Genomic DNA, 20,626 nt, shown 5'->3' with positions numbered 1-20,626 from the left:
GGGTCAGCCTGCGAGAAATAACCCGCGCGTTCACGGCTGTCCACGGGCATTGCGCATGAAAAAGGGCGCGCCCAACCGACACGCCCTGTTTTCAGATTTCGACAACGGTACCTAGGCTTCGAGGATATCGTCGTCTTCTTTGCGTTCATGGGGTGGCATATCAAAATCGAGCCCATGCGCGGCCCTGATTTTATCTTCGATATCCAGCGCCATTTCGGTGTTTTCACGCAAGAACCCTTTGGCGTTCTCACGTCCCTGGCCGATGCGTTCGTCGCCATAGCTAAACCACGACCCTGATTTATCGACCACGCCGGCGGCCACACCAAGATCAAGCAATTCGCCCATCTTGGAAATACCTTCGCCATACATGATGTCGAATTCAACCTGTTTGAACGGCGCTGCCACTTTGTTTTTCACGACTTTGACGCGGGTGTGGTTGCCAACGATTTCGTCGCGGTCTTTCAGGGCACCGATACGGCGGATATCCAAGCGGACTGACGAATAGAATTTGAGCGCGTTACCGCCTGTTGTCGTTTCCGGGGACCCAAACATGACGCCGATTTTCATGCGGATCTGGTTGATAAAGATCACCATGCAGTTGCTGCGGCTGATGGAGCCTGTCAGTTTGCGCATGGCCTGGCTCATCAAACGGGCCTGCACGCCGACAGAGCTATCGCCCATGTCGCCTTCAAGCTCTGACTTCGGCGTCAGCGCGGCCACCGAATCAACGATGACCATGTTCACAGCGCCCGACCGCACCAGCGTATCGGTGATTTCAAGCGCCTGTTCGCCCGTGTCCGGTTGGCTGATAAGCAATTCGTCCAAATCAATGCCAAGCTTTTTGGCATAAGTCGGATCCAACGCATGTTCCGCGTCAACGAACGCACATACGCCCCCGGCTTTTTGTTGCTCCGCCACACAATGCAAGGTCAGCGTGGTTTTCCCAGAGCTTTCAGGCCCGTAGATTTCCACGATACGCCCCATTGGCAAGCCACCAATACCCAACGCAATGTCCAAGCCTAGCGAACCCGTCGAGCTTGCCTTAATATCTTGAACGGCACCTTCTTTGCCCAGCTTCATGATTGAGCCTTTACCGAACTGGCGTTCGATTTGCGCCAGCGCGGAATCAAGCGCCTTTTGCTTGTCTGCAGTTTTCTTACTTTTCATGCTTAATAAATCTGCCGTTGCCATTCGCGTTTCCTCTTAGTGTCATACTTCGGGAAACTCGGCAATCACTGCCAACAGCTCCCAGCGAGATGTTCTCATTACGTTCTTTATGAGATCAAAAAGAGAACATTTCAATCAAAATTTCACTAAACTATATTTTGTCGATTCTGGTTAAAGACAGGTTTAAGGGTGCCTGGCCTCGAGAAATAGGTGGTCTCTAAAGTTAATTTTTATCGTAATAACAGAAGTATATTTAATAAAATTAAGGTAAAATATGAAGTATTCGACCCATCCTGAAAAACGTTGAAAACATCGGGAAATCAAACGCTTTGTGCTGCGTCTTTAATGCAGTTGTTGGTGGACCGTATCGGTGAGATCATTCAGCGAAAAGGGCTTAGGCAAAAACACCGAATTGGGAATTTTGATCTGAGTCTCGCCGAAACTGTCCTCGGCATAGCCCGAAACAAACACCACACGCACGCCCGGACGCTCTTTCAGGGCTTCGCGTACCCAACTGGGGCCGTCCATCCCCGGCATGACCACATCGGTGACAAAAACATCAATATTGAGCGATGCGTCCTCAAGCGTTTTAAGCGCGGCTTCGGCAGAATCGGCCTCAAGCACTGTGTATCCCCGCAACCGCAAGGCCCGGCTCGCAAAAGCACGGACAGGTGCTTCGTCTTCGACCAGCAATATCACCCCATCGCCGTGCTGAGCGACCGCCTTGGGCTTTGCCTCTCGTTTGACCGGCATCTGCGCTTCGGACGGCTCCAGCACAGGGAAATACAACGTGAACTGCGTGCCCGTTCCAACAGTGCTGTCCACAAAGATATACCCGCCGGTTTGTTTGACTATGCCGTAGGCGGTCGACAGGCCAAGTCCAGTGCCTTCGCCGGTGCGTTTGGTCGTAAAGAACGGCTCAAACACCTTTTGAAGTTTATCAGACGGAATTCCCACCCCATCGTCAGATACCTGAACGGTCACATATCGGCCCGGCGGTACCCGTACGCGGTCGCGTTCCAAGGGGTCTGCCAGGTCTGTGCATTCCGTCACAATCCGGATCTGCCCGCCTTGCGGCATAGCGTCTCGTGCGTTCACGACGAGGTTCATCAATACCTGTTCCAACTGCCGTTTGTCGGCGCGAATTGGCTCCAGCACCGGATCATGACTAAGTGTTAGCGTGATCTTTTCGCCGACCAACCGGTTGAGTAAATGCGTCAGGTCCGACAACGTATCGCGCATATCCAACGTCTCAGGGCGCAGGGTCTGTTTGCGCGAAAACGCCAGCAATTGCCCAACCAAAGCAGCCGCACGATTGGCGTTTTGGTTGATCTGCACGAGATCTCCAAAATCAGGATCACCCTGATCATGGCGCAATAACAACAGGTCGCAATGCCCTGAAATTGCTGTTAAAAGATTGTTGAAATCGTGGGCCACACCGCCAGCAAGCTGCCCAATAGCCTGCATTTTCTGGCTTTGCACAAACTGCGCTTCAAGCGATTTTAGTTCTGTTGCGTCGCTCAAGACAGCGATTAACGCAGGTTTGCCCTCTTCCGTCACACGGTTCAGCGTGACCTGCACATACACTTCTTTGTCTGTCCGTTTAAGACGCAGAAATTCCGATTGTTGCGGCGCGCGCCCTGCGATTGTTTCGGTTAACCAATCCCCCATCGAACGCCCCAGACCTTCCATAAGGTCAGACAGATGCACATGGTCTTTCAGCCCGATGCCAATTAACCCAGCGGCCAAACGGTTGTAGGCCAACACATCGCCGTCAGGCCCGATCTTGAGCAGCGGGACCGGCAGATCCTGAAAGACGTTCCATTCATCCCGCGCCATAGCTTCGGCACCGGGCGGCAACAGATAAAGCGCGCGCCGCCCTGCACCCGCATCCATCTCGCAGATCCGAACGCGTGTGCTACCGTTGCTGCCTGCAACATCACACACCATCCCCGGAATAACCGGCAATTGTTCAAAAAGCCGGTCCAGTGTTTTAACGCGCCCCCCGGCAATTTTGCGGGCGGGTTCGTTCATATACAGCACCGCATTGGTGTGTCCGACCAACACCATCGGCAATGCGGGCGCATCGGCGTCCTCGCTCGCAACCGGGACGTCTTCGAACCGCCACATAAACGTTTGCTGGCCTGCCTGATGCGCCGTCAAACGAATGTGTCCGCGCCGGGTTACCAAGTCTTCGCGCGCCGATCCTTCTTGTTCGGCACGCGTTTGCAGGCGGAATATAATGCCGCTTGGATTGGCGAGAGTGTTCTTCAGAGTTCCGCTAAGGGTTTCGTCGAGATCACCATCAAATCGTTTTTGCGCCGATTGGTTCGACGAAAGCAATGCACCGTTCGTATCGACAAGGAAGCTGGGCGACGAATCGCTGTGAATAAAATCGGCCAATGTGGCGACTGTGACAGCGCGATGTGCGGCATGGCGCCGCGCAATTAAGGTTAATCCGCCGCACACACCCAACAGGGACAAGCACCCCGCCAGCAACGCCTGACGTGTCATCGGATCATCCGTGACCACGGCGAGACCGCCCAGTAAAGCGGATACAACAACAAGTGCTCCCAGACGCTTTTGCGCGTTTAGTGCGAATTGTGTTAATTTAGAGGGGGTCAACGCTCCGCGCGGCAAAATCAGGCTCCCAAGTTTATTCGAATCGCAACGTCATTAACGCGACTGATGTCTTAAGCTTGACTTAACCACACCACGCACTGCCCGTTAGAGTTGAGTATCGCCAGACTTTAACGCGCGTCAAGTGTGCTATTCAAAAACTGCCGCCGTTTACCGCCCTATCCCATCGCAACCCCGTGTCGCAAACCACGCACTGGTGCTGCGCGAACGCCCGTTTCCCCGTCGAGAGTAAAGGTTGAGAAACCACCTAAATGGTGCTTTGCGTGATTTTGGACAGAACCAACCGCCTTCTCAGCCCAGCAGAATGGTCGAGATCGCACCGGTTTTTAGTCCTTGCGGAGCACCGCGCAATAAAACCCGTCGCTGTCTGACACAGGCGTAAATTGTTGCTCGTCGATGGTCGAGAAATGCGTGTTTCGGGCCAAAAATTCTTTGACTTGCCGCTCGTTTTCGCGATCTAGTAAAGAGCACGTCGCATAGACAAGATGCCCATGCGGTTTGACCAGCATGCACGCAAGATCAAGAATTTCTTGTTGCAGATCAACAATTTCACCAAGCCTGTCCGGGGTCAATGCCCACTTTCCTTGCGGATCACGACGCCAAGAGCCGCTGCCCGAACATGGGGCGTCGATAAGAACCGTGTCAAACTGGTGCTGGTCTTGTTCTATTTCGTCAAGCGTCAATTGGGTGACACTCACACCCGCCCGTTCGGCCCTGACAGACAGATCTTTCATTCTGCGTGGGTCTACGTCATGCGCAAAAAACTCTGCGGTGGTTCGCGCAGCGATGGCCAAGACCTTTCCGCCCGCCCCCGCACAAAAATCAAGCAAGGTCTGGCCCTGCGTTAGCGGGACCAAATCGGCCGCCGCCTGCGACGACGCGTCTTGCAATTCGACCATGCCGTTTAGGTAAGGCCCCGAATTTCGGATCTTTCGCGCCCCTTCTATGACCTGCAAAGCAGACGGTGACAGGCCAAGCGGTTCGCAGATGATGCCCTCGTCGGCAAGCGACGCTAGAGCGTCATCGCGGTTGCGCTTTTGCAGGTTTACCCGAAGATGCACCGGTGCCCTGTCACGCATCGCACGCGCCACGGGCAAAGCGTGATCACCGTGAGATCGCACAAGGTCAGGCCAGAGCCATTCGGGAAAATCCGCGCTTTCGGCCAACGAGGCATGCGCAACCGGATCGTAGGATGCCTCATCAGCGGTTAATTCCGAGGGTGCGTACCGATCCGCGCCAAAAACGGCGCGAGGGTCCTGCCCGCTTGCGCGCACGTACCCCAACAAAAGCGCGCGCCCCGTCTCTCCGCCCCCCAAGGCGGCGAGGCTTTGTCTTTTCCTCAATACGTCATAGACGATATCGCCTATGGCGGCCCGGTCCTTGGACCCCGCGTACCGGTTTTTACGCCCCCAGGCCGCCAAAACGCGGTCTGCCAATTCGCCCGCCTGAATGCGATCCAATAGGTCGATCGCCGCATTGATCCGCGCTGCTGGCGTCATAACACGCACCCCTTTGCCATCGGTGTTCCAATTTTACGCAACCCTAGCCACCGATGGCGGCAGGCGGTGTTAGCCCGCGCGGTAGTTCGGGCTTTCTCGGGTGATCTGAACATCATGCACGTGGCTTTCCTTGAGCCCCGCACCGGTGATCTTTACGAAATTACAATTGCTGCGCATCTCGTCGACCGTGGCGCAACCGGTGTACCCCATCGCCGCGCGCAAACCGCCGACCAACTGGTGCAACACAGCGCCCGCACTGCCTTTGTAGGCCACCTGACCTTCGATGCCTTCGGGCACCAGCTTGTCGCTGGCGGCGTCTTTTTGGAAATACCGGTCCGCGGATCCGCTGGCCATCGCCCCCAAGCTGCCCATACCGCGGTAGCTTTTGAAGCTGCGGCCTTGGTACAAGATCACCTCACCGGGGGATTCGTCGGTGCCCGCGATCATGCTGCCCACCATCGCGCAGGACGCACCCGCCGCGATGGCTTTGGCAAAATCGCCCGAAAACTTGATGCCGCCATCGGCGATCACCGGGGTCTCGCCTGCGGCCTTCGCACAGTCCATAATGGCTGTCAGCTGCGGCACGCCCACACCCGCCACCATCCGCGTGGTGCAAATAGAGCCCGGCCCGATCCCAACCTTGATCGCATCGGCACCCGCATCAATCAATGCGCGCGTGGCCTCGGCGGTGGCCACGTTGCCCGCCACAATCTGAACCTCGTTCGACAGTTCTTTGGCTCGGCGCACCGCAATTGCGACGCCTTCGGAATGCCCATGCGCGGTGTCGATCACGATCATATCCGCGCCCGCATCCACCAACGCCTGCGACCGTTCAAAGCCCGCATCACCCACGGTGGTTGCCGCAGCAACGCGCAACCGGCCCAGACCGTCCTTGCAGGCTGTGGGGTTCAGCACCGCTTGTTCGGTGTCTTTGAGGGTCAAAAGCCCCGTCAATTTACCGGCGCCATCGGTGATCAGCAGCTTTTCGATCCGGCGCGCTTTCATCAAGCTGATCGCCTCTTGGCGGTCTGCCGGTTCGTGCAGAATGGCCAGATCATCCGAGCTCATCATCACCGAAACGGGTGTTTTATCGTCGCTGGCAAAGCGCATGTCGCGGTTGGTCACAATACCGACCACCCGGCCCGCATCATCAACGACGGGGAACCCTGTCACCCGGTAGCGTTCTTGCAACGCCTTGGCGTCGGCCAACGTTTGGTCGGCGCGCAGCGTGATGGGGTTATAGACGATCCCGCTTTCGAACCGTTTAACACGGCGGATCTCGCGCGCTTGTTCCTCAATGCTGAGGTTGCGATGCACCACACCGATGCCACCGGCCTGCGCCATAGCAATCGCCATGCGCCCTTCGGTCACGGTATCCATCGCGGAACTGAGCAACGGAATGTTCATCGAAATGGCGCGCGTCACGCGCGTGCGTGTGTCCGCAGTGGACGGTAAAACCGACGATGCACCCGGCACCAGCAGCACATCATCAAAGGTCAGGGCCTCACGAATCTCCATAGCATACCTCGCGCGTGGAGTGTCTCATTTGGCAGTTTCCTATTTCACGGGCAGAGCGAAATGAAAAGGGGTAATTCAGCAGGTTTTGACAGCAGCGCACCATTGCCAATTGCCCACACACCTCGCAAGCTTGGCGCAGCACCACCAAAGGAAGACCCACATGGCAGGACACGAATACGAAGGCGGCAGATTAGATCTGCCCTTTGTCGGGATATCGACCTTTGGCAAACGCCCCTATCACGCCGATTGGCAGACCATTGATGCCGATGTCGCGATCTTGGGCGCGCCTTTTGATGCGGGCACCCAATGGCGGGCGGGTGCCCGGTTTGGCCCACGCGGCGTGCGCGAGGCATCGACCCTGTTTAGTTTTGGCCACGCCGGGGCCTACGACCACGAAGACGATGCGACCTACCTGCCCGCCGATGTACGTATCGTTGATATCGGGGATGCTGATATCGTGCACACCGACACCCGCCAAAGCCACGCCAATATCGAAACCGGGGTGCGTGCCATTTTGGCGGCGGGCGCCTTGCCTGCGGTGATTGGTGGCGACCATTCGATCAACATCCCCTGCATTCGGGCCTTTGACAGCACGCCTACGCCGTTTCATATCTTGCAGATCGACGCGCATCTGGATTTCGTCGATGAACGCCACGGGGTCCGGCACGGGCACGGCAACCCTATGCGGCGGGCGGCAGAACAACCCTATGTGTCGGGGTTGACACAGGTGGGCATTCGCAACGTCAGTTCCACGGCACGCGAGGGCTACGCAGATGCGCGTGCCATGGGGTCGCAGATTATATCAGTACGCCAAGCGCGCAACATGGGCCCCGGTGGTGTCGCCGACACAATCCCCAAAGGCGCGGATGTTTATATCACCATCGACATTGATGCGTTCTGCCCTTCTATCGCGCCGGGCACCGGCACCCCTAGCCACGGTGGGTTCTTATACTACGATGTGCTGGAAATGTTGCAACAGGTCACCGCACGGCACCGGATTGTCGGGATCGATCTGGTGGAGGTCGCACCCGATTACGATCCAACGGGATCGACCTCTATTTTGGCCGCACAGGTCTTGTTGAACACGTTGGGGTTCATATTTCACGCCCGCGCACAGACGGCCTGAGACGGGCAGATCAACGGCTGTTCATAATCGTTATGATAAATTCAGGCGGGCAATGCCGCGACCGGCGCATTATGTGACGCTAGACGGTAGGCGCAGCCCCCTGCCCGCGCTATGTGTGAACGCAAGATCAAAAACAGGTGTTATCAGACGATGAGCAACGACCCCCTTGTGGTTTTCACCCCCTCCGGCAAGCGCGGACATTTCCCTGTCGGCACCCCCGTCCTGACCGCCGCGCGGCAGTTGGGTGTTGATCTGGATTCCGTCTGCGGTGGGCGGGGCATCTGTTCGAAATGTCAGATCACCCCCAGCTACGGCGAATTTTCCAAACATGGCGTCACCGTTCAGGATGATGCCCTGTCAGATTGGAACAGCGTGGAACAACGCTATGACGACAAACGCGGGCTCGCCAAAGGGCGGCGGCTGGGCTGTCAGGCTATGGTGCAGGGCGATATCGTGATCGATGTGCCCGCCGAAAGCCAGGTGCACAAACAGGTCGTGCGCAAACGCGCCGAGGCACGCGAGATCGTGTTGGACCCGTCGACCAAGCTCTTTTACGTCGAGGTCGCAGAACCCGACATGCACGACCCATCCGGCGATCTGGAGCGGCTGCGCGCCGCGCTGACGGAGCAATGGGATCTGCCCGAGGTCACCGCCGATCTGCATATCTTGCAATCGATGCAACCTATTTTGCGCAAAGGTAGCTGGAAGGTCACCGTCGCCGTGCATCTGGGTGATGCCGAAAACCGGCCCCGGATCATACACATCTGGCCGGGGTATTACGACGGCACGGTGTACGGGCTGGCGGTTGATCTGGGCTCTACCACCATCGCGGCGCATCTGTGTGATCTACAAACCGGCAAGGTTTTGGCATCATCTGGGGTGATGAACCCGCAGATCCGCTTTGGCGAAGATCTGATGAGCCGGGTGTCCTATTCCATGATGAACGCGGGCGGTGATCAGGAAATGACCCGCGCGGTGCGCGAAGGCATGTGCGGGCTGTTCACCCAAATCGCAACCGAGGCGGGTATCGACAAAGAGCTGATCGTGGATGCGGTGTTTGTGTGTAATCCGGTGATGCATCACCTGTTGCTGGGGATTGATCCGTTTGAATTGGGGCAAGCGCCCTTTGCGCTAGCCACCAATGGGGCGATGCGGCTGCGCGCCGATGACCTGGATCTCAACATCCACCGGTCGGCGCGTATTTATATGTTGCCCTGCATCGCGGGTCACGTCGGCGCCGATGCCGCCGCCGTCGCCCTGTCTGAGGCACCGGATAAATCCGATGATCTGGTGTTGGTTGTCGACGTGGGCACCAATGCCGAAATCCTGCTAGGCAATCGCGACAAGGTGCTGGCGTGTTCGTCCCCGACGGGCCCTGCATTTGAGGGCGCGCAGATCAGTTCGGGCCAGCGCGCGGCCCCCGGCGCCATCGAACGCGTGGAGATAGACCCCACCACCAAGGCACCACGGTTCAAGGTGATCGGGTCTGACCTGTGGTCCGACGAAGACGGTTTTGACGATGTGATCGCCACCACAGGCGTAACCGGTATTTGCGGGTCCGGCATCATCGAAATGGTCGCCGAAATGCGCATAAATGGGATCGTCGATGCGCCCGGTTTGATCGGGTCTGCGGAACAGACCGGGTCGGACCGGTGTTTTCTAGATGGGCGCACCCAGTCGTATCTGCTCTATGATGGGACGGCGTCAGGCGGGCCCAAAATCACCGTCACCAACCGCGATATTCGCGAAATCCAGATGGCCAAGGCAGCGCTTTATTCTGGCGCGCGCCTGTTGATGGATAAATTCGGCGTCGACAGCGTGGACCGCGTGGTGTTGGCCGGGGCCTTTGGCGCGCATATCTCAACCAAACACGCGATGGTGTTGGGCATGATCCCGGACGCGCCTCTCGACAAGGTGACATCTGCGGGCAACGCGGCAGGCACGGGCGCGCGCATCGCATTGCTGAACACTGCGGCGCGGGCCGAAATCGAAGCCACCGTACGCGCCATCCACAAGATCGAAACCGCGATTGAACCACGGTTCCAAGAGCATTTCGTGAACGCGTCTGCCATCCCCAACGCGGTCGAACCCTTCCCGATTTTGAGGTCCATCGTGACCCTGCCCGATGCGTCATTTAACACAGGCGGCGGCGATCAAAACGGCACAGGCCGCCGCCGAAGACGCCGCGTATGACACAAGACAACAGTGACCAAGCCACGTTCTGGACCTCAGATGCAGGTGGCAAATGGGTCGCGCAACAGCAGATCCTGGATCAGCTGATGCAGCCGGTGCTTGACGGGGTATTGAACCGCGCGAAGATCACACAGGGGCAAGCCGTGCTCGATATCGGATGCGGGACCGGCGATAGCAGCCTGCGTGCGGCAGATCTGGTTGGTGCGCAAGGCCGCGTGCTGGGCGCGGATATTTCGCCCACGATGTTGGGATTGGCCCGGCAGCGCGCAGCCGACCACCCCAACGTGGCCTTTGTTGAGGCAGATGCCGCGCAATATGCGTTTGGCCCCGCCCAGTTTGACCATCTGATCTCGCGGTTTGGAGTGATGTTTTTCACGGATCCTATCGCGGCTTTTTCCAATATGCGCAGCGGGTTAAAACCCGGCGCTTATGTGACATTCGCCACTTGGGGCCAGATCACCAACAACCCTTGGTTCACGGCCGCAGCACAGGCAGCAAAGCAGCAATTAGGTGCGCCCCCGCCGACGGACCCTGACGCGCCGGGGCCGTTTTCCATGCGGAATGTCGACCAAACGGTGGCCATATTATCACAGGCTGGCTTTGACCATATTCGCGCCGATGTCGACCCTTTGCACCTGACGCCCCAAGGCGATGCAGAGGCGGTGGCACAGATGGCGACCAGCATCGGCCCTGCGGCGCGCACCCTTGATTATTTCAAGGGCACACCCGCAGATCGCGCGGCGATTGTCTCATACGCGGCCCAGAATTTTCAACGGTATGAGACGTCTCATGGCCTGCGTATCCCGGCCGAAATCAACTTCTTTTCTGCACGCTGCCCCTAACGCCGGTGCTATTGGGTCAGGCAAAGCGGGAACCTGCGCCCCCTTGCAACCGCCTGATTATATCTCCGCCCATGATTTCGGGACCACAGGCCAGAAAAACCGCAGCTATTTGGCATTTTTGGTTACTTCAGCACCTTGCGAGCCCGGGGGATCCAAGGTATCAGCACCGCACGCGGGTGTAGCTCAATGGTAGAGCAGTAGCTTCCCAAGCTGATGACGAGGGTTCGATTCCCTTCACCCGCTCCAATCCCAGATATGATATTTACACAGGAACGACCCGCACTAACTGTGGTTTACCCCTCAGTCCAATGCGAAGGTCACACCAAAGGTCAAAACACCGTCAGTCGATTGGCCATCTGCGGGCAAAAGCTGTGCAAAAACGCTGCGGTAGCGCGCTTGTAGGCCCAACAAAGGGATCACATCGCCAATGGAATGGCTGAATTGGTCACCTTCACCAGGATAGACCGCGAATCCTGCAAATGCGCCCACCTCGAGCTCCTCTGCCAATTCGATATCATACCCGATAGAGATCAACGGTGACACATTAGAATAGCTGTTTTGGAACAGACCAATGCTGTAATCAAAGGTCTTACGTTCCCAAGTTAAAAAGACGCCGGGGTTAAATTCGCGGAAATCACGGGTCGCGTTTATATGCTCCGACCCCAACAAAAATGAAATCCGGTCTGGGCCTGCCATTGCAGTGGTGGGCAGTGCAGCAGCTAAAATCAGCGCAGGCAATTTCATCGGGTGTCTCCAGCGTGTGGTGTTAAATCTGTGGTTGAGTTCCTTGTACGGTGTTTTTATCGCAATTGGGTTAAAACCACGCCGCCCCGTTGGGATATTCTAAAAAGTGTCTCTGGGGTCACGCTATTGTGTGGCCCGCGGAGCCACCGTGCCTGTCGCCTCACCCACAACAGCTTGGCAACGCCCGCGACAACGCCTAATGAAAGCGGTATGACACTTCTTTACCACACCCCCTTGTCGCACCAAACGCAACGCGATCTTGGCATTCCCCACCCTGCCCCAATGGCGCTGGCAGATCGGGTCCGATTTTCAGAGCTTGATGTTTTGAAACACGTCAACAACGCGGTTTATATGCATTGGTTTGAGCAGGTGCGCGTGCGCTATGTGCAAAGCCACGGGTTGGCGCAATCGTTGATGTCCCCTGATGACCCGCGGATCGTGATCCGTTCGGCGAACATCCACTACAAATCAGAAATGCGGATGAACGAAGACTATGTGGTCACCTGCCACTGCACAGCCTTTCGCAACACGTCATTTTCCTTGGCGCAAACCCTGTGGTCGGGTGGCACATTGCGCGCCACCTTTGACTGCGTCATGGTGTTGCTGACCCCCGACGGTCAGGCGCGCTATCCCATCCCCAAAGCCGTGCGCGACACCTTCATCACGGTGGATGGGGCACAGCCCGCTGCCGGTTGATGTCACCGCGCAAATGCCCGGTGACCTGCACATGCGGGCCGGCGTTTTGACTATGCGCTATGTTGGTGGATAAAGCCCACCAAAGATGCGGTTGAGCCGTCTTTGCCAGCCGCGTCGGCGGTGCCTTCGATGACCGGTTGCAAGGATGTTGCCAGTTCCTTGCCCAACTCAACGCCCCATTGATCATAGGAATTGATCCCCAACACCACGCCCTCGACAAACACGCGATGTTCATACAACGCCACGATCTGGCCCAATGTAAACGGATCCAACAGCGGATACGCCAGCGTCGTTGACGGCCGGTTTCCCGCAAATACACGGTGGCGCGCCTGACGTTCCAGCTCGGCCCCAGCCAAGCCCGCCGCCTGCATATTGGCCCGCGCGTCCTCAAGGCTGCGCCCGCGCATCAACGCCTCTGACTGAGCCAGACAGTTGGCGGTCAGCAACTGGTGGTGATGCGCCAGATCGGGTTCGTGGCCATTGGCAGCAATCATGAATTCACACGGCACAACGCGCGTGCCTTGGTGGATCAATTGATAGAACGCATGCTGTCCGTTGGTGCCAGCCGCCCCCCAAACCACAGGGCCACTGCTGACCTCAACGGGGCTGCCATCCATCTGGACGCCCTTGCCGTTCGATTCCATTTCGAGCTGTTGGAAATAGTCGGGCAGCCTGGACAACCGTTGATCATACGGCAAAACGGCGCGGCTGCCATAACCGCAAACCTGCGCGTGCCAGATCCCCACGAGGGCCAACATAGCAGGCAGGTTTTCATCCCACGCCGCCGATTGAAAATGAAGATCCATCGCCTGACCGCCACGTAAAAACGCATCAAACCCCTTTGGGCCAACGGCAATCATCAGCGCCAGACCAATCGGCCCCCACATCGAATACCGCCCGCCGACCCAATCCTCAAAGCCAAACACCTGACCCGCCGGAATGCCGAACGCCGCTGTTTTGTCAGCCGCCGTGCTGAGCGCTGCAAACTGCGTGCCCGGATCGCCCCCATTTTCCTGCATCCACGCCTTGGCTGTGCGCGCGTTGGTCATTGTTTCGATTGTGGTAAAGGTTTTGGACGCGACAATCACCAGTGTCGTTTTGGCATCCAGCCCCCGCAACGTATCGGAAATATGCGCCGCATCCACATTCGACACAAAATGACATTTGGGGCCATCGTGGTACGGCGCCAACGCATCAACAGCCATGGCTGGGCCCAAATCGGACCCACCGATGCCAATATTCACCACATCCGTGATCGCGCTGTCGCGGATTTGGGTGGCATATGCGCGCATGCGGTCCAGCGTGGCCAGCACGCCGGGCATTACATCAGCGCCATCGACCAAAACCGCCGGGCCATCCAGATTGCGCAGCGCGGTGTGTAAAACCGCACGCCCTTCCGTTTCGTTGATCGGGGCGCCGCCAAACATAGCGTCCCGCCGCCCAGCGACATCTGCCGCATCCAACAGCGCGATCAGCGCAGACCGCGTTTCAGCATCTATATTTGTCTTGGAATAATCAAACAGCATATCGCCCGTTTGCGCCGAAAACGTGCCTGCACGTCCGGGGGCGTCAAACAACGACAAGATAGAACGATCAGCCGTCTGGTGGTGCAAATCCGTCAATGTTTTCCAGTGTTGCGTCATGCTGCCCAATGCACGGTCCCTCCTGAAATAACGGCAGATATAGGTGCCTGTTCGGGTGGCAGGTTGCGCGATGCCGTGAAGGCTGCGCGTTTGTCATCGCCGAATATGACGAGGTGTTTGTCCATCGCGCCGCTCAGCGCTTGGGCGCTTAGTGTGATCCGCGCCTCTGGTTGGTCCGCAGGTTTCACCGCGCAGACCAATGGTGCGTCAGGCGCCATCGCCGCCGCCACCCCGGGTGCGCCGGGAAACAGCGACGCGGTGTGCATATCCGCGCCCATGCCCAGCAACAAAACCGATATAGGCACCTCGGATGCAAGTGCCGTTGCGACCTGCGGCGCCGCATCGTCCACCGACAACCCGTCGCGGTAGAGCGACACAAATTGGGCCGCCGCGGCCTTGCCCGTCAACAGCCGAGCCTTGACCAAACCAGCATTGGACCGCGCATCGTCTTCGGGCACCCAACGTTCGTCTGTCAGCAAAACATGCACCCGGTGCCAATCGATATCGACGGTGCTCATGGCGTCAAAGATCGGGCCGGGTGTTGTGCCGCCCGGCACCGCAAAGCTCGCGAATTCATGCTGCAACAGACATTTGCGCAAATCACTGGTCAGCGCATGGGCGACATTCATCACCGCCATGTCGCGATCTGCATTTTCGTTTATTTTCATGGGGTCACCTCTCGCCATTCGCGGCCATCACGACGCATCAGTTGGGTGGACGCATCGGGCCCTGCGCTGTGGCTGTCATAGGGTTTGGGCACGTCGCCGCGTTTTGTCCAGCCTTCGATGATAGGATCTGTCCAGGTCCAGGCCGCCTCGACCTCGTCTCCGCGCATAAACAAGGTCTGGTTGCCGCGGATCACATCCATGATCAACCGTTCATAGGCGTCGACGTTTTCGCCACCATCGGGGCCCAACGCGTCAGCAAAGCTCATATCCAGCGGCACATCGATCAACCGCATCCCGCCCGGGCCGGGTTCTTTGATCGTAACGCCCAACTGCATCCCCTCGTTGGGCTGCAAGCGGATCGACAACACATTGCGGTGCCGGCCTGCCTCTTCGCCAAAAATAGAATGCGGCGTGTCTTTGAACATGACCGAAATCTCGGAGGACCGGGCGCTCAGCCGTTTGCCCGTGCGCAAATAAAACGGCGTGCCGGCCCACCGCCAATTGGCGATATGGGTCTTCATCGCAATGAAGCTTTCGGTTTTCGACGATGGGTTTTCCGCGCCTTCGCGGTATGATGGGTTTTCCACCGGGTCCGTCGGGTCGGCGTCATATTGACCACGAATGATGTGATGCGGTTCGACCGGCTCTAACGCGCGGATCACCTTGAGTTTTTCATCACGCACCGCGTCGGGGTCAAACCTGGCGGGGGGTTCCATGGCAATCAGGCACAGCAACTGCATCAGGTGGTTTTGCACCATATCGCGCATCGCGCCGGATTTGTCGTAATATTCGCCGCGCCCGCCAACACCGACCGTCTCGGCCACTGTGATTTGAATATGGTCGACAAACTGGCTGTTCCACAGCGGTTCGAACAACATGTTGCCAAACCGCACGGCCATCAAGTTTTGCACCGTCTCTTTGCCCAGATAGTGGTCGATCCGGTAGATCTGGCTTTCGTCAAAAAACGCCGCGAGATCTTGGTTAAGCTGACGGGCACTGGCCAAATCACGGCCAAACGGTTTTTCAACCACAATCCGACTGTTGTTGTCGGTCAAGCCATGGTTGTTCAAACGTTCTGCCAAATCACCGAACAGGCTTGGCGCAACAGAGAAATAAAACGCGCGCACCACACCGCGCCGCATATGCGTGACCAGCTGGCGCCACCCGGTTTCGCCGCGCGCATCAATCGCGACATAAGACAGATCAGCGATAAAACTGGTTAATTTATCCGCATCGACCGAGCCTTCGTCGCTGAATTCATTGATCGCATCGCGCACCATCTCGCGGTAGGCCGCGTCATCTATATCGGCCCGTGCGGCCCCAATGATCCGCGCCTCTGGCGGCATCTGACCGGCACAATACCGTCGAAACAGACCGGGCAGAATTTTACGCCGGGCCAGATCGCCGGTGCCGCCAAAAATAACAAGATCGAAAGGATCGACCGGAATAACGCGCGAAACCATAGGATGTCATCCTGATGTGTTGGGCCATCGGGCCGGGATTTCCGTTAGCGCAAACATGCCTTGAATACCCACCGATCACAAGGGTCACACACGCGGATAAAGCAGGGTTTATTGCGATACCTTATCTCTTTTGGCATGTTTTCGGCAATATACATCAATTTTGATCGCGCGCACCTTCCCCGGCGACGCAACACCGCCCAATGTGATCAATGGCTTGGTGACGCTCCACGCACAAGCCGAACGTTGATGCCTACACTTATAGCTCACTGCGATTTCGCGCCGGGAAGACGACGGTATTGATGGGCGTATCCCATTGCGCGGCCTCGAAACACGCCACGCGAAGGGCCCAAAGACCGACCCTTTGGATCAATCCGGCTTCTTCTGCCAGCGGAATAAAATCGGCAGGAGACACGCGGCCACGTTCAGGGTGGTTTCAGCGTAGCAGCACCTCAAACCCACTAATCTCGCGGGTCGCGATGTCGCTTTGCAATTGATAGACCAGTTCAAGTTCATGTCGGTCGATCGCGTTCCTGAGATCGTCGATCAACACCAGCCGTCCGCGATTTTGCTGTTCCATGTCTTGATTGAACAGACTGATAGTCCGGTGCCGTGTCTTTGCGGCAGACCAAGGCCAAATTGAACTTATGCAGCAAACTGTCCAGATCGGCACCATCTTTGAGGGTCGTCGCAACGCCAATTGAGGCGCCAATAGACAATGTAGACCCTTCAAAAGGGATCGGTCCCATGATGATCGTGTCTATCCGTTCTGCGAAGGCCTCCACCTCTTGGCTCCGCCTGAAGCCGTCCTTTACGGCCGCAAATTCATCCCCCCGCGCGGGCAATGAATTCCCCATCGCCAAGCGCTACAGACAACCGTTGCGCGATCTGACACAGAACGATGTCGCCGGCGATATAGCCGTGCAGGTCGTTGATCTCTTTGAACCGGTCGAGCCCAATGCTCAGCACGGCGGAGTTTATCGTCTTATCCTGCGGTTGTTCTGCCAAATATTGGACAAAGGCCACCCGATTCGGCAGCCCTATCAGCGCATCCAACGTGGCCATGCGTTGCACCCGCGCAACGGATTCGTGTTCTGAGTCGAGTTCAATGTTAATGCCCACAAAACCGACGACAAAGATCACCGACGTGACACCAAATACCCAAACCCCCAGCACGATGTCGGACAAGATTTCTTCTGGGACTGCATAGAACGGGCTGAGTTCTAAATAAAAGGCCGCCATCCCGGTAAAATGCATCGCACAGATGGACAGGATGAAGAAAACTGCACCGCCCAACCAACAATAACGTGTCACAGGGTGGATCAGCCGGTGCACGCCGCCCGCTCCGAAGGCAACACCCAAAACGCAGGACACGACCATTGTCTGGGGTTCCCAGATGATGTGGCCCGGCAGCACATACGCGGACATCACAACGTAGTGCATAACGGTCACTGTCAGCCCAAACGTCAGCCCCCCCAATCAGGACAACGAACCGCGATCGCACATAGACCAATGTGGCGGAAGACCCCAACATGCCGCAGATCGCAAGCACAAGTGATGCGATGGTCGCGTTGGTTTCATACCCATGAGCAAATCCGGGTTCATACGCCAACATCGCAATAAAATGCGTGGACCAGACCGTGGTTCCCCCAACAGACCCGCCAGTGACGTCTGGTATCGGCGGTGGCCGGTGCACGCATGAATGAGATCGCCACCGATTTGAGCCGTCAGAGCCGAGCCAACGACACAAACAAGCACCGCCACGGCCAAAAGACCATCGTGATGTTCATATGTCAGACACTCGATAACTCTATTCAAACTACAAAACTCCGCCTAGCGGATATGATTACGGCCCAAAGTCATTAATATTCCCCACGCCTGCCAGAGAGAGGTCCCCCATTTTCGTGCTTGTTTTTAATGGCTCGAAGAGGAAAAATTCGACGCAATGTTACGTTGGTTACCCCCATTCGCGGCGTCGAAGACCCCCTGTTTCAATACATTGGTAACCATGAAACTCGATAACACCTTGGGTTTTACGATCTGGTAATCGCATACCGCTATCCGTGTGAAGGTTAATGGGTGGCGCGTGCAATCAATCCGCAGCCAAATGGAGACCCCGCCTTTAAATCAACTGATCTCGTCGGGAAAATGCTATGCAGCGGCGCACTAAATCTAAGAGCGGCCCCACTGGCACGCATGGGTCAGGCTCTGTGCAAATCGACGTTTACCGTCTTGGACAAGTGTTCAACGACTGGCCGCACGCTATTTTTGTGCTCAATCAGAGCGGGCGGCATGTGTATCAAAACCCCACCGACCGAGGATCAGTCGGAGATTTAGACGGTAAATTCGTGACCGACATCGCGGCCGATTTTGCAAAGAGCGAAGACTGGGGCGCGCGGCAAGACCGTGTTTTAGCAGGTGAAACGGTCACGCACACAGTTTCGCGCGGTGACCGCCACGGCGGCACGCGAGACGCAGATATCACCATGTCACCGCTGCGACGAGACAACGTCATTATCGGCATCCTTGGCATGACAATTGACCAAACCCACGCGTTCGAGCTTCAGCGCGAGCGCAAAGAAATCGCCAAGAGGGCGACAGCCGCGTCAAACCGGCTCAAATACCTCACGGACAACGTGCCGGGTGGCATTTTCGAATACGTGATTGACAGCAACGGGACCCCGAAATTTACCTACATAAATTCCGGGATGGGGCCCCTGTTGGGCACGACAAAACAGATGTTATTGCAAAACCCCGCTGCGGCATTTCAAAACGACCATCCAGACGATGCCGTGCGCGTCCAGCAGGCCATCGCACGGTCAACGACAACGAATGAACCCTTGAACATCACACATCGCTTACTCCACCCCGAACGCGGTCTGCAATGGAACCGGTTACATGCGACGCCAACCGTTCAACCAAACGGCGACGTGATCTGGCATGGCTATATCTTTGACGTCACCGAAGAACACGCGCGTGCAGAAGAGCTGGAACAAGCGCGCAACCGGATGGAAGCCCTGTCTTTGATCGATTCGCTGACAGGCTTACCCAACCACCGCGCCTGCGACGAGGCGATGGCCAAGCGGTGGGCAGATCCGCAAGCCAGATGCCAAACAACAACGGTTGTCCGCATTGACTTGGATCACTTTAAATCCGTGAACGACACTTTGGGTCACGCGGCAGGTGACGCCGTTTTATGCCGTGTGGGCGATTGCCTCAACACCACGCTGGAACCGTTCGATTTTACGGCCCGCTTGGGAGGCGATGAATTTGTGATCGTGTTGGCACCCGGAAAAACCGAATCCGATGCCGAAGACACATTGCGAAAACTCCGGGCATTGATCGAAGTTCCCTTCATGTTTGAAGGGCGGCATTGCCATTTTGATGCCAGTTTTGGCATCGCCAGCGTCACGTCTTTGCCCAGTGACTACACCGAAGTCCTGAGTTCAGCGGATGCCGCGCTATTTCAGGCCAAACGCTTGGGCCGTGGACGGATGGCGGTTTTTACACCAAGCCTGAAACAAGAAATCACACATCGCAGACGCCGTGCGGGTCAGATAAGGACCGCACTTGATCAACGGCAATTTGTCCCCTTCTTTCAACCGCAAATTGACGCTATCACTGGCGAAGTCGCCGGCTTTGAGGTTCTTGCGCGCTGGCCCCACCCCACCGAGGGGTGCATCCCGCCGCTGGATTTCATACCAATCGCGGAACAGATGCGGGTCGTGCATGAAATCGACCGTATGATGTTCGAAAAAGCGATAGAGGCGCTTGGCCGGTTCAAGGCAGATGGTCTTGTGATCCCAAAGCTTGCGTTCAACGTTTCTGCTGCCCGTGTGCATGACCCCGACATCATCAAATCTGTTAAGGCATTGCAAACCGGCGGCACGCGGGTAGCGTTCGAACTGCTTGAATCCATTTTGCTCGAAGACGAAACCGCGCTCTTTGCCCATCACATCGACCTCCTCAAAGAATGTGGTATCGAAATTGAAGTAGATGACTTTGGGTCCGGTCGTGCGTCTATCATCGGTGTTTTGAAAGTCGCCCCCGATACCATAAAAATCGATGGTCGTTTGATCAGGCCTCTTTTTGAAAGCGAACAGGCGCGCGGATTGTTGCGGGCTATCGTCGACATCGGCCATTCGTTGAACATCGACATTACAGCCGAAGGCGTGGAAACAATCGAACACGCGAGGGCATTACGCAGTATGGGGTGTAAAACCCTTCAAGGGTTTGCTTTCGCGCGCCCGATGCCCGAAGCGAACCTCAAATCATACCTGGCGGGATTTTCACCCGCCTTCATGGACGAGGCGCCCGCAAAGATCTCGCGATAGTCGTGGCTAGGGTTGCGTTTCGAAAGGAGCCAGAACCAAACACCACAATCGGATCCGAAATCCCCCAAGCGAACGCGTAACCGCACGGGTGATGTT

At 56.9% G+C, this 20,626-nt stretch carries 15 protein-coding genes and 1 tRNA gene; 6 read left to right on the top strand and 10 right to left on the bottom strand.

The features are described from left to right. Window positions 1-111 precede the first annotated feature (111 nt). The 4 genes from recA to guaB all read right to left on the bottom strand — a co-directional run bounded on the left by recA (window position 112) and on the right by guaB (window position 6,824). The gene (gene recA, locus ABJH13_RS05235) at window positions 112-1,191 is read right to left on the bottom strand and encodes a recombinase RecA (RefSeq protein WP_348405161.1); all 1,080 of its coding nucleotides are present in this window, start codon (window positions 1,189-1,191) and stop codon (window positions 112-114) included. A 318-nt stretch (window positions 1,192-1,509) separates the two neighbouring features. Continuing rightward, entirely contained in the window at window positions 1,510-3,681 is a 2,172-nt protein-coding gene (locus ABJH13_RS05230) for an ATP-binding protein (RefSeq protein WP_348405160.1), read from the bottom strand. A gap of 452 nt (window positions 3,682-4,133) precedes the next feature. Continuing rightward, window positions 4,134-5,306: an RsmB/NOP family class I SAM-dependent RNA methyltransferase gene (locus tag ABJH13_RS05225; RefSeq protein ID WP_348405159.1), complete on the bottom strand. Its 1,173-nt coding sequence runs from the start codon at window positions 5,304-5,306 to the stop codon at window positions 4,134-4,136. A 69-nt stretch (window positions 5,307-5,375) separates the two neighbouring features. Further along, window positions 5,376-6,824, bottom strand: coding sequence for an IMP dehydrogenase (guaB, locus tag ABJH13_RS05220; protein WP_348405158.1), 1,449 nt, complete (start codon window positions 6,822-6,824; stop codon window positions 5,376-5,378). Window positions 6,825-6,984: 160 nt separating this feature from the next. On the opposite strand from guaB, the gene speB reads away from it, so the two are divergent. The 4 genes from speB to ABJH13_RS05200 all read left to right on the top strand — a co-directional run bounded on the left by speB (window position 6,985) and on the right by ABJH13_RS05200 (window position 11,231). After that, complete coding sequence (gene speB / locus ABJH13_RS05215; RefSeq protein ID WP_348405157.1) at window positions 6,985-7,950, top strand: agmatinase; 966 nt, start codon at window positions 6,985-6,987, stop codon at window positions 7,948-7,950. 150 nt (window positions 7,951-8,100) lie between these two features. Beyond that, window positions 8,101-10,143, top strand: a complete 2,043-nt coding sequence (locus tag ABJH13_RS05210; protein WP_348405156.1) for an ASKHA domain-containing protein — start codon at window positions 8,101-8,103, stop codon at window positions 10,141-10,143. After that, window positions 10,140-10,985 (top strand): class I SAM-dependent methyltransferase, encoded by an 846-nt coding sequence (locus ABJH13_RS05205; RefSeq protein WP_348405155.1) that lies wholly within the window; start codon window positions 10,140-10,142, stop codon window positions 10,983-10,985. The genes ABJH13_RS05210 and ABJH13_RS05205 overlap by 4 nt, the downstream gene beginning before the upstream one ends. Before the next feature lie 172 nt (window positions 10,986-11,157). Continuing rightward, window positions 11,158-11,231 (top strand) — tRNA-Gly (locus tag ABJH13_RS05200). A 54-nt stretch (window positions 11,232-11,285) separates the two neighbouring features. Here ABJH13_RS05200 and ABJH13_RS05195 read toward each other — a convergent pair. After that, entirely contained in the window at window positions 11,286-11,729 is a 444-nt protein-coding gene (locus ABJH13_RS05195) for a hypothetical protein (protein WP_348405154.1), read from the bottom strand. A gap of 210 nt (window positions 11,730-11,939) precedes the next feature. Here ABJH13_RS05195 and ABJH13_RS05190 point away from each other — a divergent pair, with 210 nt between their 5' ends. Then, on the top strand, window positions 11,940-12,425 hold the full coding sequence (locus ABJH13_RS05190) for a thioesterase family protein (protein WP_348405153.1): 486 nt from the start codon (window positions 11,940-11,942) through the stop codon (window positions 12,423-12,425). Window positions 12,426-12,475: 50 nt separating this feature from the next. On the opposite strand, the gene pgi is transcribed toward ABJH13_RS05190, so the two are convergent. The 5 genes from pgi to ABJH13_RS05165 form a co-directional block, all read right to left on the bottom strand. After that, entirely contained in the window at window positions 12,476-14,068 is a 1,593-nt protein-coding gene (gene pgi, locus ABJH13_RS05185; RefSeq protein ID WP_348405152.1) for a glucose-6-phosphate isomerase, read from the bottom strand. Continuing rightward, window positions 14,065-14,736 (bottom strand): 6-phosphogluconolactonase, encoded by a 672-nt coding sequence (gene pgl, locus ABJH13_RS05180; protein WP_348405151.1) that lies wholly within the window; start codon window positions 14,734-14,736, stop codon window positions 14,065-14,067. The genes pgi and pgl overlap by 4 nt, the downstream gene beginning before the upstream one ends. Further along, window positions 14,733-16,199, bottom strand: a complete 1,467-nt coding sequence (gene zwf, locus ABJH13_RS05175) for a glucose-6-phosphate dehydrogenase (RefSeq protein ID WP_348405150.1) — start codon at window positions 16,197-16,199, stop codon at window positions 14,733-14,735. Before zwf ends, pgl begins: the two co-directional genes overlap by 4 nt. 433 nt (window positions 16,200-16,632) lie before the next feature. After that, complete coding sequence (locus tag ABJH13_RS05170; RefSeq protein ID WP_348405149.1) at window positions 16,633-16,776, bottom strand: hypothetical protein; 144 nt, start codon at window positions 16,774-16,776, stop codon at window positions 16,633-16,635. A gap of 245 nt (window positions 16,777-17,021) precedes the next feature. Beyond that, window positions 17,022-17,648, bottom strand: a complete 627-nt coding sequence (locus ABJH13_RS05165; RefSeq protein ID WP_348405148.1) for a diguanylate cyclase — start codon at window positions 17,646-17,648, stop codon at window positions 17,022-17,024. A gap of 701 nt (window positions 17,649-18,349) precedes the next feature. Between ABJH13_RS05165 and ABJH13_RS05160 the strand changes: the two genes are divergently transcribed. Beyond that, window positions 18,350-20,530, top strand: a complete 2,181-nt coding sequence (locus tag ABJH13_RS05160; protein ID WP_348405147.1) for an EAL domain-containing protein — start codon at window positions 18,350-18,352, stop codon at window positions 20,528-20,530. The last annotated feature ends 96 nt before the right edge of the window (window positions 20,531-20,626 follow it).

Source organism: Roseobacter sp. (assembly GCF_039970775.1).
Classification (GTDB): Bacteria; Pseudomonadota; Alphaproteobacteria; order Rhodobacterales; family Rhodobacteraceae; genus Roseobacter.
This window is presented reverse-complemented; position numbering and strand designations above follow the sequence as displayed.

Bases quoted from the DNA above. Each gene is read 5' to 3' on its own strand.
- pgi (WP_348405152.1), bottom strand. From the start codon at position 14,068: ATGACGCAACACTGGAAAACATTGACGGATTTGCACCACCAGACGGCT.
- ABJH13_RS05160 (WP_348405147.1), top strand. From the start codon at position 18,350: ATGCAGCGGCGCACTAAATCTAAGAGCGGCCCCACTGGCACGCATGGG.
- ABJH13_RS05170 (WP_348405149.1), bottom strand. From the start codon at position 16,776: ATGGAACAGCAAAATCGCGGACGGCTGGTGTTGATCGACGATCTCAGG.
- ABJH13_RS05190 (WP_348405153.1), top strand. From the start codon at position 11,940: ATGACACTTCTTTACCACACCCCCTTGTCGCACCAAACGCAACGCGAT.
- ABJH13_RS05195 (WP_348405154.1), bottom strand. From the start codon at position 11,729: ATGAAATTGCCTGCGCTGATTTTAGCTGCTGCACTGCCCACCACTGCA.
- zwf (WP_348405150.1), bottom strand. From the start codon at position 16,199: ATGGTTTCGCGCGTTATTCCGGTCGATCCTTTCGATCTTGTTATTTTT.
- pgl (WP_348405151.1), bottom strand. From the start codon at position 14,736: ATGAAAATAAACGAAAATGCAGATCGCGACATGGCGGTGATGAATGTC.
- recA (WP_348405161.1), bottom strand. From the start codon at position 1,191: ATGGCAACGGCAGATTTATTAAGCATGAAAAGTAAGAAAACTGCAGAC.
- ABJH13_RS05230 (WP_348405160.1), bottom strand. From the start codon at position 3,681: ATGACACGTCAGGCGTTGCTGGCGGGGTGCTTGTCCCTGTTGGGTGTG.
- ABJH13_RS05205 (WP_348405155.1), top strand. From the start codon at position 10,140: ATGACACAAGACAACAGTGACCAAGCCACGTTCTGGACCTCAGATGCA.
- ABJH13_RS05210 (WP_348405156.1), top strand. From the start codon at position 8,101: ATGAGCAACGACCCCCTTGTGGTTTTCACCCCCTCCGGCAAGCGCGGA.
- speB (WP_348405157.1), top strand. From the start codon at position 6,985: ATGGCAGGACACGAATACGAAGGCGGCAGATTAGATCTGCCCTTTGTC.
- guaB (WP_348405158.1), bottom strand. From the start codon at position 6,824: ATGGAGATTCGTGAGGCCCTGACCTTTGATGATGTGCTGCTGGTGCCG.
- ABJH13_RS05225 (WP_348405159.1), bottom strand. From the start codon at position 5,306: ATGACGCCAGCAGCGCGGATCAATGCGGCGATCGACCTATTGGATCGC.